Source organism: Massilia sp. X63, from assembly GCF_041023745.1.
Taxonomy (GTDB): domain Bacteria; phylum Pseudomonadota; class Gammaproteobacteria; order Burkholderiales; family Burkholderiaceae_D; genus Telluria.
In genome coordinates this window covers 122,560-136,356 of the sequence record NZ_JBFTEF010000011.1, presented here as the reverse complement: position 1 = coordinate 136,356, position 13,797 = coordinate 122,560, and the positions used below count along the sequence as shown (strand labels likewise).

Sequence of the window (13,797 nt, the reverse complement as noted above, 5' to 3'; positions counted from 1 at the left end):
CTGGCGCGCTGCGGCGCTACCGTCCTGATGGCGCTCGCCGCCGGCGCCGCCGCCGCACAGGGCAACGCCATCGAATCGATCACGGCCAACCAGCAGGGCCCCAACGTGGTCCTGAACATTGCCATGCGCGAGGCCCCGGCCAAGCCGCCGATCGGCTTCTCGATCACCAACCCGGCGCGCATCGCGCTCGACTTCGGCGCCACCAGTAATGCCACCGGCAAGAGCACCCAGGAGATCAACCTGGGCGACGTGCGCAGCCTGAACGTGGTGCAGGCCGGCGAGCGCACCCGCCTGGTGCTGAACATGGCGCGCGCCCTGAACTACGCCACCGCCATCGACGGAAAGTCGGTGATCGTCACCGTCGAAGGCTCGGGCGGCGTGGCGCAGGCCCTGAACGCGTCCGGCATGCCGCTCGCCGGCGCTCCGGCGGCGCCAGCGGCACGTCAGATGTTGCGTGACGTCGACTTCCGCCGCGGCAGCAATGGTGAAGGCCGTGTCGTGGTCGACCTGCCGAACGGCCAGGTCGGCGTGGACGTGCGCCAGGCCGGCAACCAGGTGATCGTCGATTTCCTGCGCACCGGCCTGCCGGCGACCCTGCGTCGCCGCCTCGACGTGACCGACTTCGGCACGCCGGTGTCGCGCGTGACCACCGCCACCCAGGGCGAGAACGTGCGCATGACCATCGACGCGCAAGGCGCCTGGGAACAGTCGGTGTACCAGAGCGACACCCAGCTGATCGTCGACGTGCGCCCGGTCAAGGAAGACCCGAACCGTCCGGGCGGCAATGCCACCGGCTACCGCGGCGAAAAACTCTCCTTCAATTTCCAGAATGTCGAAGTGCGCGCCGCGCTGCAGGCGATCGCCGACATCTCGGGCCTGAACATCATCACCAGCGACGCCGTCACCGGCAACCTGACCCTGCGCCTGCGCGACGTGCCCTGGGACCAGGCGCTGGACGTGGTCCTGCAGGCCAAGGGCCTGGACATGCGCAAGAACGGCAACGTGTTGTGGATCGCGCCCAAGGAAGAACTGCTGACCAAGGAAAAGCTCGAACTCGAGCAGCGCGCCCAGATCGCCGAGCTCGAGCCGCTGCGCTCCGAGATATTCCAGCTGAACTACCAGAAGGTCGAAGCCTTCCGCACCGTGTTCGGCCTGGACGCCAGCGGCGCTTCGGTGCCCGGCGCCGACAGCAAGAATCGCGTGCTGTCCAAGCGCGGCAGCGCCATCGTCGACCCGCGCACCAACCAGCTGTTCGTGACCGACATCGCCTCGAAGATCGAGGACATCCGCAAGCTGATCCAGAAGACCGACGTCGCCTCCAAGCAGGTGCTGATCGAGGCCCGCCTGGTCGAAGCGAACGACGGCTTCTCGCGTAACCTCGGCGCCAAGCTCGGCTTCGCCGACATGCGCGGGCTGCGCGGCGGCGATCCCGGCTACCAGGTCAGGGGCAACGAGCGCATCGCCATCGGCGGCAACCTGAACGGCGTTGGCCAGATCACCGGCCAGGTCGAAAACCAGAACAGCTTCGCCAACACCACCATGGTCAACCTGCCGGCCGCGCCGATCGGCGGCATCCAGGCGTCTTCGCTGGCCTTCAGCCTGTTCTCATCGGCCGCCAACCGCTTCCTCAACCTGGAGCTGTCGGCGCTGGAGGCCGACGGCAAGGGCAAGATCATCTCGAGCCCGCGCGTGGTCACCGAAGACAAGCAGATCGCCGTGATCGAGCAGGGCATCGAACTGCCGTACCAGGTCGCCACCAGCAGCGGCGCGACCTCGATCACCTTCAAGAAGGCCAACCTGCGCCTGGAAGTGACGCCGCAGATCACCCCGGACGGCAATGTCGTGCTCGAGGTCGACGTCAACAAGGATTCGAAGGGCGAGGAGACCCGCGCCGGTCCGGCCATCAACACCCAGCACGTGAAGACCAAGGTGATGGTCGAGAACGGCGGCACGGTGGTGCTGGGCGGTATCTACCAGCAGACCGAGCGCAACAACGTGACCAAGGTTCCGCTGCTTGGCGACGTACCGCTGGTCGGCTACCTGTTCAAGACGACCGGCCGCGAGAGCACCAAGACCGAACTGCTGGTGTTCATCACGCCGAAGATCGTGAACGATGCCGCGGCGGGACGCTGAGGACCCGGCCGGACAACGAGACATATCGACATAAAAATAGAAAGAACATCAGTCATGCACTACTCTCCAAAACAGGACGCCCTGACGTCGATCGGTCGCTGGACCGCCATTGGCCTGGCGGCCGCCATGCTGGCCGCCTGCGGCGGCGGCGGCGGCAACCCGGGTAGCACCGGCACCGGCACCGGTTCGGGCGGCACCGGCAGCGGCGGCACTGGCGGCACCGTTACCCCGGCCCCCGCCGACCCGAAAGTCAGCCTCGCGCTGACCGACGGCAGCGGCGCCAACGTGACCTCGCTGTCCGGCGGCCAGAGCGCCTCGGTAAAGGCGACCGTGCTGGACGCTGCCGGCAAGCCGGCCCCGAACGTCATCGTCAAGTTCACGGCCAGCGAAAACACCCTAATCAGTTTCACGCCGGAAAGTGCGTCGGCCCTGACCGATGCCAGCGGCGTGGCCGTGGTGTCGGTCAAGCCGGCCAGCGTCGATTCGGCCGGCGCAACCGGGATCACCGCGACCACGGTGGTGGCAAGCAAGACTGCCACGACCACCACCAATATCTCGGTCGGCGCCGCGCCAAGAACGATCGGTTCGCTGGCCTTTGTGCCGGTGCCGGCCGGCACGCTGCCTGCCTTCAGTACCGTCGCGCTGCGCATTCCGGTGTCGAGCGGCGGCCAGCCGGCCGCCGAGGCACCGGGTCTCACCATGAGTTCCGTGTGCGTCGGCGACGGCACCGCGACCCTGGTTCCCGGCAGCTTCGCCAATGGCGTCCAGACCGCTACCTATACCAACAACGGCTGCCTGCGGGGCACGGACCGCATCACGGTCTCGATCGGCAACTCGTCGCAGAGCATCGACATCCCGGTCGGCGCCGCGAACATCGGCGCCATCCAGTTCGCCGGCAGCAGCGTGGCGGGCAGTTCGATCGTGCTGAAGGGCTCCGGCGGCCAGGGCCGCACCGAGGCGGCACAGATCAACTTCCGCGTGGTCGATCAGCATGGCAACGGTCTGCAGGGTGTGGACGTGGACTTCAGCCCTACCACCAGTACCGGCGGCCTGTCGATATCGCCGACCCGCGCGACCACTGATTCCACCGGCCGCGTCATGACGATGGTGTCGTCTGGCACGATCCCGACCCCGGTGCGCGTCATCGCCGAAGCCAGCCGCAACGGCGTGAAGATCAGCGGCCTGTCGGACACCCTCACCATCTCGACCGGCCTGCCGATGCAGAAGTTCATGTCGATGAGCGCCGACAAGTACAACCTCGAGGGCCGTTACGATAACGAGATCAGCAAGATCACGGTTCTGTTGGCCGACCAGTACGGCAACCCGGTCTCCGACAACACCGCCGTCAACTTCGTTACCGAAGGCGGCGCCGTCGGCAGCTCGGCCCAGGGCGCCTGCGTCACTTCGAACGGCGGATGCACCGTCAACCTGCGCACCCAGGATTTCCGGCCGCGCGACGGCCGCGTTACCGTACTGGCTTATGTGCAGGGCATCGAGAACTTCATCGATGAAAATGGCGACGGCCAGTACACCTGCCGTGGCTACACGGGCTCCACGCCTTACCGTCCATTGGTCGACGTCTGCCCGGCTGGCACTGGCGAAAAATTCCCTGATGCGGCTACCGGTCTGGAAGGCGACATGGGCGACCCCTTCCTCGACGCCAAGCTGGACGACGGCGCCTACGATCCTAACAAGGGCGATCTGCCGTTCCCCTACAACCGGAGCAGCTACAGCGCCACTGGCGATGGCAAGTGGGGCCTGAACTACATACGCCGCTCGATCGAGATTACGTTCAGCGGTTCGGATGCCAAGCTGGCGCGCCAGGTATGCAGCGGATCGAGCTGCCGCGACTGGACCAGCGCGGACGGCGACCCGGGGGTCATCCAGGGTGTCGCAGGACCAAGCTGTTCCGAGCAGCGGCTTTCCTTCCGCCTGTTCGACGACAACAACAATCCCTTGCCTGTCGGCACTAGCGTGACGGGCGGCGATACGAACAAGCTTTCGCTCTCGGAATTCATGCCAGCCAGCGTTGCTTCGACCAACGCGGCCGGCGGTACGATCCACCATGTGACCGTCAAGCCCGATTCCACCTGCACCGCCGGCAGCGTCGTGGTTCGCGTGTCGACGCCGAAGGGTCTCGTCAGCGCCTTCACGTTCAAATCGAACTAGGTTCACCACGCATTTTTTGGTGAAATGGAAGGCGGCCAGTCTATACTGGCCGTCTTTTTTTATTTCTGCGGACCTGGCAGTGCCTCATCCCAAGAACAACAACATCTTCCTGGTCGGCCTGATGGGAGCCGGGAAGACCACCATCGGCCGCCAGCTGGCGCGCAAGCTCGGCATGCGCTTCGTCGACTCGGACCACGAGATCGAAGCACGCACCGGCGCCACGATCCCCTGGATCTTCGAGATCGAGGGCGAGGGCAGCTTTCGCCGGCGCGAAGCGGACATGATCCGCGAGCTGACGGCGCAGGACGGCCTGGTGCTGGCCACCGGCGGCGGCGCCGTGCTGAACCCCGCCAGCCGCGCGCTTCTGGCCGCGCGCGGCACCGTGATCTACCTGCGCGCCTCGATCGGCAGCATCCTGCAGCGCACCTCGCACGACAAGAACCGCCCGCTGCTGCAGACCGCCGACCCGCGCGCCAAGCTCGAGGAGCTGCTGGTCCAGCGCGACCCGCTGTACCGCGAGATTGCGGACCTCGTCATCGACACCGGCCGACCTAACGTACAATCGATGGTACAGACCATTTTGGACCAGCTCGCCGTGCAGGAGGCCGCCCATGCAGCTTACCTTGCGCGCCGGCTGGCAAGCGACCCGATGAACGCGATGAACCAACCTGCACCCACCATTCTCAACGTCGAGCTGGGCGAGCGCAGCTACCCGATCACGATCGGCCCGCAACTGCTGCACGACGCCGCGCTGCTGGCGCGCCACATCGACGGCGGCAAGGCCGCCATCGTCACCAACACCACCGTCGCGCCGCTGTACCTGGAACGGGTCGCCGGCGCCCTGCGCGCAGCCGGGCGCGAGGTGGTCGAGATCGTCCTGCCGGACGGCGAAGAACATAAAAACTGGCAGTCGCTCAACCTGGTGTACGACGCGCTGCTCCAGCACAAATGCGACCGCAAGACCACCATCGTGGCGCTGGGCGGCGGCGTGATCGGCGACCTGGCCGGCTTCGCCGCCTCCAGCTACATGCGCGGCGTGCCCTTCGTGCAGGTGCCGACCACGTTGCTGTCGCAGGTCGACTCCTCGGTGGGCGGCAAGACCGGCATCAACCACCCGCTGGGCAAGAACATGATCGGCGCGTTCTACCAGCCGCGCGCCGTGATCACCGACACCGCCACCCTGGACACGCTCCCGCCGCGTGAATTGGCGGCCGGCCTGGCAGAGGTGATCAAGCACGGCGCCATCCTGGATGCCGCCTACTTCGACTGGATCGAGGCCAACATCGCCCGCCTGGTGGCGCGCGAACCCGAAGCGATGGCCTACGCGATCGCACGCTCCTGCGAGATCAAGGCCGAGGTGGTGCGCAAGGACGAACGCGAAGGCGGCCTGCGCGCCGTGCTGAATTTCGGCCACACCTTCGGCCACGCGATCGAGGCGGGCCTGGGCTTCGGCACCTGGCTGCACGGCGAAGCCGTCGGCTGCGGCATGGTGATGGCGGCCGACCTGTCGGCGCGCCTCGGCCTGGTCGACGCGGCCACGGTGCAGCGCGTGCGCAAGCTGGTGAAGGCGGCCGGCCTGCCGACCGTGGCGCCCGACCTGGGCCTCGATCGCTGGATCGAGCTGATGGCGGTCGACAAGAAGAACGAGGGCGGAGAGATCAAGTTCATCCTGCTCAAGCCGCTCGGCAGCCCGGCGATCACGACGGTGCCGCCGGACATCCTGAAGGCCACCCTGAGCGCCTGCGTGGCCGCCGACGAGGAGTGAACACCATGGACTTCGACGCACGCCTTGCCCCTTATGCAGCCCATTCGTCGAAGTCGCGCGGCCGCACGCACATCGAGCCGCCGGCAGGATCGCGCAGCGAATACCAGCGCGACCGCGACCGCATCATCCACTCGACGGCCTTCCGCCGGCTCGAGTACAAGACCCAGGTCTTCCTCAACCACGAGGGTGACCTGTTCCGCACCCGCCTCACGCACAGCATCGAGGTGGCGCAGATCGGGCGCACGCTGGCGCGCAGCCTGCAGCTGAACGAAGACCTGGTCGAGGCCACCGCGCTGGCGCACGACCTCGGGCACACGCCTTTCGGCCACGTGGGCCAGGACGTGCTCAACGAGTGCATGAAAGACTTCGGCGGCTTCGAGCACAACCTGCAGAGCCTGCGCGTGGTGGACGAGCTGGAAGAGCACTACGGCGCCTTCAACGGCCTGAACCTCACCTTCGAGACGCGCGAGGGCATCCTCAAGCACTGCTCGCTGGCGAATGCGCGCCAGCTGGGCGAGCTCGGGCGCCGCTTCATGGAGCGCAGCCAGCCCAGCCTGGAAGCGCAGCTGACCAACCTGGCCGACGAGATCGCGTACAACAACCACGACATCGACGACGGCCTGCGTTCCGGCCTGCTCACCATGGCGCAGATGGAAGAAGTGGAACTGTTCGCGCGCCACCGCCACATGGTGGAAACCCAGTACCCGGGCTTGCCGGGGCGGCGCGCGCTGTACGAGACGATCCGCCTGATGATCACGGCGATGACGGCCGACCTGGTCGAGACCTCGCGCGCGCTGCTGCAGGAGGCGGCGCCGAAGAGCATCGACGAGGTGCGCGACGGCCCGCCGCTGATCCGCTTCTCGCCGCAGATGCGCGCCGAGACCACCGCCCTGAAGCGCTTCCTGTACGCCAACCTGTACCGCCACTTCCAGGTCAACCGCATGCGCGTCAAGGCCAGCCGCATCGTGCGCGAGCTGTTCGAAGCCTTCATGACCGACCCGGTGCTGCTGCCGAACGACTACCAGGTGGAAGGCGAAGGGGAAGAAATGCGGATGCAGCAGGCACGCAAGATCGCGGATTACATCGCGGGGATGACCGACCGCTACGCCATCCGGGAGCACCGGCGCATCTTCTCGCTCGACCATTTCTGACTCCGGAGCCGTCGGCCACCCTACGAACGGCGATTGCGCCGCGTGCTCAGCCAAACAATCCCGGCTGCGCCAGCTCCTGCAACAGCTTCTTCACCGGCGCTGGCAGCGGCGCCTCGCCGATCGCGTGCAGGTCCCACCACAGGTGCCTGCCGGTCGCCGCGCCGCGCGCCGACAGCCGCACCTGCCACGGATTGACGTGCAGCTTGTAGTGCGTGAACACGTGCACCAGCGGCCTGAGCGCCTGGACCTCGTCCACCGTCCCGAACTGCGCCGCCGCGGCGGCGACCGCGGAGGACGCCACGGCGTCGACGTCGATGCCCAGGTGGCCGTCCGCTTCCGGCAGCGACAGCAGCCCGCCCCAGATCCCGCTGTCCGGGCGCTGCTCCAGCAGCACCTGCCCGCGGTCGATCACCACCAGCAAGGCGGCCCGCTTCTCCGGCGTGGCCTTCTTCGGCTTGCGTACCGGGAGCTCGGCCGTGCGGCCGGTGGCGTAGGCCACGCAGCGCGCCTGCAGCGGGCAGCGCGGGCAATCCGGGCGGCTGCGCGTGCACAGGGTCGCGCCCAGGTCCATCAGGCCCTGGGTATAGGATTCGATGCCTTGCTCGGGCAGCAGCGCGTCGGCGCGGCGCCACAGCGCATCCTCGACCCGCTTCTCGCCCGGATACTGGTCGATGCCGAACACCCGCGCGAACACCCGCTTGACGTTCCCGTCCAGGATGGCGGCGCGGGCGCCGCTGGAAAAGGCGGCAATCGCCGCGGCGGTCGAGCGGCCGATGCCGGGCAGCTCGGCCAGCAGCGCCGGGTCGCTCGGGAACACGCCGCCGTAGTCCTGCACCACGCGCCTCGCGCAGGCGTGCAGGTTGCGCGCCCGGGTGTAGTAGCCCAGGCCGCTCCAGTGCGCCATCACGGCATCAACCGGCGCCTCGGCCAGCGCCTGCACGGTCGGGAATCGTTCCAGGAAGCGCGCATAGTAGCCGAGCACCGCCGCTACCTGGGTCTGCTGCAGCATGATCTCGGACAGCCAGATGCGGTAGGCGTCGGTGGTGTTCTGCCAGGGCAGCGTATGGCGGCCGTGGCTGCGCTGCCAGTCGATCACCGCCTGCGAAAAGGTGGGGTCGGCCAGCTGGTCGAATTCGGTCAGGCGTTTCATGCCGCCTCCATCGCCGCCACGACCCGCGCCGCGGCTTGCGCGAGCTGCGCGCGGGTGGCTTCCAGCGCCTGCTGCGTGCTCTCGAAGGCGGCGATCTTCTGCTCCAGGCTGTCGGTGGCGTCATGGATGCGCTGGATCGAGACCTGGCGGTGGCGCAGCTGGCCGCGGTGCTGGCGGATCGCCGTTTCCAGCGGCGCCATGATCACTTTCAGCCAGGTTTCGGCCTCGAGGTTGGCTTCGCGGAAACAGTGGCGCACGCGCGAGGCGATCGAATCGAAGAAGCGCTCGAGCAGGGTGGAGCGGCTGGTCATGAGCAGGGTGGCGGTGCCGAACTGCTTCAGGAACAACGCCTCGACCTCGTCCAGCTCGCGCCGGTAGCGCTCCAGCGAGAGCGCCATCGGGCTGGACAGCGACAGGCCGTGCTCGGCCGAGAACTTGCGGACCATGCTGTCCATCATGACGCTGATCTCGGCGACCTTGCCGGCCGAGGCGTCGAGCTTGGCGCGCATGGTCTCGAAATAGCTGCGCACAGGAGCGCGCATGCCGGTCGCGAAGCGCGCGGCCTGCATCGCCGCGCGCACCGCGTCGGTGTGTTCCTGCACGGTGTCCATGCCCAGGGTCGAATACAGCTCGGTCGACAGGCGCGCGAACACGGCGCGGGTGCCCTGCAGCTTGAACAGGCTGGCGTCGAATTCCTTCTTCTCGAGCTCGACGCGGCGCGCCATGTGCGCGATCACGCCCTGGTTCTTGCCGCGCAGGCTTTTCAGTTCCTGCTGCTGCTCGGCCAGGTCGCGCATGCGCGCCGTCGCCAGCACCTGCTGCCCGCCGGCGAGCAGGTCGAGGTCGGCGCGCAGCTGGCGCTCGATGATTGCGCGGCGCGCCGGAATCAGGTCGTGGAACAGCGCCGCCTCGAGCTGGCCCAGGCGGCTCTTCTCGAACAGGGCCATGTCGCCGTTGATCTTGCCGACCAGCGCCTTCTGCGCCGACACCGGGTACACGCGCGCGCTGTCCAGTCCCAGCAGCTGGGCTACATCTTGCTGCTGGCGCGCGATCTCGGCATCGTTTTCCTGCGGCGAGCGCAGCTCGTCCCACATCGCGTCGATCTTGTTCAGCACCGCCATGCGTCCCGGTCCGGCGCCGATATGGGTGCGCCAGACCTCGATGTCGCTCTTGGTGACGCCGGTTTCCGCGGCCAGGATGAACAGCACCGCGTGGGCGTTCGGAATCAGCTTGAGCGTCAGCTCGGGCTCGGTGCCGATCGCGTTCAGGCCGGGCGTGTCGAGGATCACCAGGCCTTGTTTCAGCAGCGGGTGCGGCAGGTTGATGATCGCGTGGCGCCATTGCGGGATCTCGACCGTACCGTCCGGGGCCAGGCTGGTGGCGCTGTCCGGGTCTTCCGGGTTCCACAGCCCGTAGTGCTGCGCCTCGTCAGCCGCGACGCGGCGCGTCTGGCTCACCTGGCGGAAGGCCTCGCTCATGCGCTCGGGGGCGTCGAGGTCGAGCGGCAGCACGGTCCAGCTCGCGCTGTCGTCTCCGCTGTTCTCCCCGCCGTTCATTCGATAATCGCTGGTGGACAGGTTGCTGGCGCGCGTTTCGATCGGCAGCAGGCGGATGCAGGGTGGCCGCGCGGCGTCGTACAGCAGTTCGGTCGGGCACATGGTGGTGCGTCCAGCGCTGGACGGCAGGATGCGCTGGCCGTAATCGGCGAAGAAGATCGCGTTGATCAGCTCGGTTTTCCCGCGCGAGAACTCGGCCACGAAGGCCACCGACAGGCGGTCGTCGCGCAGGCGCGCCAGGGCCCGCGCGAGCTGCTGCTCGCCGGCGCCGTCGAGCAGCGCAGCCTCGCGCAGCGCGGCGCCGTAGCCTTCCAGCGCCTCCGCGACAGCAGCGCGCCATGCGCCATACTGTTGAAAATCCTGCATCTCTGAAAACCCTACGAATTCATCGCTGGCACTGCACGCAGTAGAAAGTCGAGCGCTGGCCCTGCTTGATCTGGCGGACCGGCGTCCCACAGTTGCGGCAGGGCACTCCAGCACGATCATAGACGAAATATGTCTGCTGGAAATATCCAGATTGTCCGTTCACTGCAATAAAGTCTTTCAAGGTACTGCCGCCCTGCACGATGGCGGCGGCGAGGATGTCCTTGATGGCCTCGGCCAGCCGCTCGTAGCGCGCCCGGCTGATGCGCGCGGCCGGGGTTTTCGGGTTGATCCCGGCCCGGAACAGGCTTTCGCAGGCGTAGATGTTGCCGACGCCGACCACGATGTCGCCCGCCAGCAGCACCTGCTTGATGGGCGCGTTGCGCTTGCGCGTTTCGCGCCACAGCAGCTCGCCCGAAAAGCCCTCGCCCAGCGGCTCCACGCCGAGGCCGCGCAGCAGCAGGTGCTGTTCCAGTTCGCCTTCGTCCTTGCCGTGCCAGAGCACGGCGCCGAAGCGGCGCGGGTCGTGCAGGCGCAGCACCTGTCGTCCTTCCGGACCCGCATCCGTCCCGATCACGACCAGGTCGAAGTGGTCGTGCTTGCGCGGCTCGATCCCGGGCGGCAGCACGCGCAGGTGGCCCGACATGCCGAGGTGGACGATCAGGGTGCCGTGCTCGAATTCGATCAGCAGGTACTTGCCGCGCCGTCCTGTCGCCAGGATGCGGTGGCCGACCAGCAGCTGCGCCAGGTCGGGCGGGAAGGGCCAGCGCAGGCCTTCGCGGCGCAGCACCACCTGTTCGACGACACGGCCTTCGATGTGGGGTGCGACACCGCGCCGGGTGACTTCTACTTCAGGCAGTTCAGGCATGGGGAAGGGGAGTGATGTACATTCTTAAACCGCAATTAAGCAGCAGGGATAAAACGCGCTGCAGTGCACGCGGGCGCATGCTTGAGCGTAGAATCAGACAACATCTCAGAACCCCGGAATTGCCTTGAAAAACGCTTTCGTCATTGTAACCCTCTCCAGCATCCTGGCAGCGTGCGCTGTCGCGCCGCAACAGCAGACTGCGCAGGGCGCGTCCTCGGACACGCCCCTGGCGGCGGCCGAGGCGGCATCCGGGCAAGCCGCTGAGCCCGATGCGGAAGCGCCGAGCGAGGAAGAGCTCGACGCCAAGGCCCGGGCCGAGGCGGAAGCACGCCTGCCGAAGGTCGCGCTGACCAGCAGCCTGCTGAATCAGTTACTTAAGGCCGAGTTTGCATTTCGCAAGGGCGACTGGCAGGGGCCTTACCTGACCATGCTGTCGCTGGCCCAGCAGACCCGTGACCCGCGCCTGGCGCGCCGTGCGGCCGAGATGGCGGTCTCGGCGCGCCAGGCCGACGATACCCTGGCGGCAGTGCGCCTGTGGCGCGAGCTCGACCCGGAATCGGACGAGGCAACCCAGTATTTCGTCGGCATGGTGGTCACCTCGGACAACATCGCCGACGTGGAACCGATCTTCGTGGAACGCCTGCGCGAAGCCCCGCTTGACAAGCGCGGCCTGCTGCTGTTCCAGATCCAGCAGCTGCTGGGCCGCGCCAAGGACAAGGAAGCGGCGGCGGCCATGCTCGAGCGCGTCATTGCGCCGTATGACGCTACCTTCGAAGCCCGCATCGTGCGCGCCCAGGCGGCGCTGGCGCGCGGCGACAAGGACGCGGCCATGAATGCGGCCCAGGCTGCCCTGAAGGCCAAGCCGGACTCGGAAATCGCGGTGCTGATGATGGCCCAGGTGCTCGAGGACGACGCCAGGGTCGGCCCGATGCTGGAAGCCTTCCTCAAGACCCACCCGGAGGCGCGCGAGGTGCGCACCGCCCATGCCCGCGTGCTGGTGAACCAGAAGCAGTACCCGCAGGCGCGCGCCCAGTTCGAAGCCCTGCTCAAGGGCCGGCCGGACGATGCCGCCAACCTGTATGCGCTGGGGGTGCTGGCGACCCAGATGAACGATGTCCAGGGCGCCGAAAGCTATTTCACCCGCTTCATCGAAGCGCTCGGCCGCAATCCGGACGACGAGCGCGACCCCACCCGCGCGCTGCTGATCCTGGCCCAGATCGCCGAAGAGCGCCGCGACTACCCGGCGGCGCTGGCCTGGCTCGAGAAAATCCCGCCGGGCACCGAGCCGCAACTGCTGTTCAGCGCCCAGCTGCGCCGCGCGCAATTGCTGGGACGCCAGGGCGACCTGGCCGGCGGACGCAAGCTGCTGGCCGGCCTGAAGCCGGCCGAGCCGGCGCAGCAGGCGCAGGTGGCGGTGGCGGAATCGCAGCTGCTGCGCGACGCCGGCCGCACACTCGAGGCCTACTCGCTGATGGAGGCGGCCGCCAAGCGCTTCCCGAAGAATCCCGACCTGCTGTACGACTTCGCGCTGCTGGCCGAAAAGATCGGCCGCGTCGACGTGATGGAAAAAGCCTTGCGCGACGTGATGACGCTGGCGCCGGACAACCACCACGCCTACAACGCCCTCGGCTATTCGCTGGCCGAGCGCAACGTGCGCCTGCAGGAAGCCTACGCCCTGGTCGCCAAGGCGCTCGAGATGGCGCCGGGCGACCCCTTCATCATGGACAGCATGGGCTGGGTGCAGTACCGCATGGGCAAGCTCGACGAGGCCGAGAAGCACCTGCGCAACGCCTACGCGCTGCGGCGCGACCCCGAGATCGCGGTGCACCTGGGAGAAGTGCTGTTCCAGAAGGGCCAGCATGCCGCCGCACAGGAGCTGTGGCGCGAGGCGCGCGCCAAGGACCCCGAGAACGACACCTTGCGCAGCACGCTGGCGCGCCTGCGCCAGAGCTTGTGAAATAATCTCCCTTTGCGCGGCCGCTCAGCATGCGGCCGCGCATCGACGTCAACCCGTTCCCGCAACTACCCCATTTGCCGATGCCGATTACCCGACGCCTGACCTTGCTCGCCCTCGCTGCCGCGCTGGCCGGCTGCGCCACCACCAGCTCCAATGTCGCCACCGTGGGCGCCTACCGCGACACCATCGACCTGGCCGGCCGCCTGTCGGTGAACTACCAGAAGGACGGCAAGCAGGAGTCCATGACCGGCGCCTTCGACTGGGTGCAGCGTCCGGGCAGCGTGGACCTCACGCTGGCCAATCCGCTGGGGCAGACCATGGCGACCATCCAGGTAAGGCCGCAGTCGGCCACGCTGACCCAGGCCGGCCATGCCCCCTTGAGCGAGGCGAATATCGACACCCTGACCCAGCGCACGCTGGGCTGGCCGCTGCCGGTATCCGGCCTGCGCGACTGGCTGCAGGGCTATGCCGTGGACGCGCAGGGACAGCGTTTCGCCGCGTCGCCGGCGAAGAACGAGGTCAGCACCCAGGACGGCTGGCGCCTGCGCTTCGTCGAATGGCAAGACCCGAACGCCGCCAAGCCCTTGCCGCGCGTGATCCATGCGGAGCGCAGCGCCGTGGGAGACATCCAGGACCTGTCGATCCGCATCGTGATCGACCCGGCAGGGCAGGAATAAGAGACAGG

At 67.6% G+C, this 13,797-nt stretch carries 9 protein-coding genes; 6 read left to right on the top strand and 3 right to left on the bottom strand.

What is annotated here, in order from left to right; translation table 11 throughout:
* Window positions 1-27 precede the first annotated feature (27 nt).
* The 4 genes from pilQ to AB3347_RS19920 all read left to right on the top strand — a co-directional run bounded on the left by pilQ (window position 28) and on the right by AB3347_RS19920 (window position 7,218).
* The gene (gene pilQ / locus AB3347_RS19935) at window positions 28-2,133 is read left to right on the top strand and encodes a type IV pilus secretin PilQ (protein ID WP_369093488.1); all 2,106 of its coding nucleotides are present in this window, start codon (window positions 28-30) and stop codon (window positions 2,131-2,133) included.
* A gap of 54 nt (window positions 2,134-2,187) precedes the next feature.
* Window positions 2,188-4,302, top strand: coding sequence for an Ig-like domain-containing protein (locus AB3347_RS19930; RefSeq protein ID WP_369093459.1), 2,115 nt, complete (start codon window positions 2,188-2,190; stop codon window positions 4,300-4,302).
* A gap of 79 nt (window positions 4,303-4,381) precedes the next feature.
* Window positions 4,382-6,067, top strand: coding sequence for a bifunctional shikimate kinase/3-dehydroquinate synthase AroKB (aroKB, locus tag AB3347_RS19925; RefSeq protein WP_369093458.1), 1,686 nt, complete (start codon window positions 4,382-4,384; stop codon window positions 6,065-6,067).
* A gap of 5 nt (window positions 6,068-6,072) precedes the next feature.
* On the top strand, window positions 6,073-7,218 hold the full coding sequence (locus AB3347_RS19920) for a deoxyguanosinetriphosphate triphosphohydrolase (RefSeq protein ID WP_369093457.1): 1,146 nt from the start codon (window positions 6,073-6,075) through the stop codon (window positions 7,216-7,218).
* 46 nt (window positions 7,219-7,264) lie between these two features.
* On the opposite strand, the gene mutY is transcribed toward AB3347_RS19920, so the two are convergent.
* The 3 genes from mutY to mutM are packed head-to-tail and all read right to left on the bottom strand — an operon-like array spanning window position 7,265 to window position 11,155.
* Window positions 7,265-8,368, bottom strand: coding sequence for an A/G-specific adenine glycosylase (mutY, locus tag AB3347_RS19915; RefSeq protein WP_369093456.1), 1,104 nt, complete (start codon window positions 8,366-8,368; stop codon window positions 7,265-7,267).
* Window positions 8,365-10,290 (bottom strand): dynamin family protein, encoded by a 1,926-nt coding sequence (locus AB3347_RS19910; protein ID WP_369093455.1) that lies wholly within the window; start codon window positions 10,288-10,290, stop codon window positions 8,365-8,367. The genes mutY and AB3347_RS19910 overlap by 4 nt, the downstream gene beginning before the upstream one ends.
* Window positions 10,291-10,309: 19 nt before the next feature.
* The gene (gene mutM / locus AB3347_RS19905) at window positions 10,310-11,155 is read right to left on the bottom strand and encodes a bifunctional DNA-formamidopyrimidine glycosylase/DNA-(apurinic or apyrimidinic site) lyase (protein WP_369093454.1); all 846 of its coding nucleotides are present in this window, start codon (window positions 11,153-11,155) and stop codon (window positions 10,310-10,312) included.
* Window positions 11,156-11,279: 124 nt separating this feature from the next.
* On the opposite strand from mutM, the gene AB3347_RS19900 reads away from it, so the two are divergent.
* A complete protein-coding gene (locus AB3347_RS19900) occupies window positions 11,280-13,112 on the top strand; it encodes a tetratricopeptide repeat protein (protein WP_369093453.1) in 1,833 nt (610 codons plus the stop codon).
* Window positions 13,113-13,192: 80 nt separating this feature from the next.
* Window positions 13,193-13,789, top strand: a complete 597-nt coding sequence (gene lolB / locus AB3347_RS19895; protein ID WP_369093452.1) for a lipoprotein insertase outer membrane protein LolB — start codon at window positions 13,193-13,195, stop codon at window positions 13,787-13,789.
* Window positions 13,790-13,797 lie beyond the last annotated feature (8 nt).

Coding starts and splice junctions, on each gene's coding strand:
- pilQ (WP_369093488.1), top strand. CDS start 28: ATGGCGCTCGCCGCCGGCGCCGCCGCCGCACAGGGCAACGCCATCGAA.
- AB3347_RS19930 (WP_369093459.1), top strand. CDS start 2,188: ATGCACTACTCTCCAAAACAGGACGCCCTGACGTCGATCGGTCGCTGG.
- AB3347_RS19920 (WP_369093457.1), top strand. CDS start 6,073: ATGGACTTCGACGCACGCCTTGCCCCTTATGCAGCCCATTCGTCGAAG.
- mutY (WP_369093456.1), bottom strand. CDS start 8,368: ATGAAACGCCTGACCGAATTCGACCAGCTGGCCGACCCCACCTTTTCG.
- AB3347_RS19910 (WP_369093455.1), bottom strand. CDS start 10,290: ATGCAGGATTTTCAACAGTATGGCGCATGGCGCGCTGCTGTCGCGGAG.
- mutM (WP_369093454.1), bottom strand. CDS start 11,155: ATGCCTGAACTGCCTGAAGTAGAAGTCACCCGGCGCGGTGTCGCACCC.
- lolB (WP_369093452.1), top strand. CDS start 13,193: ATGCCGATTACCCGACGCCTGACCTTGCTCGCCCTCGCTGCCGCGCTG.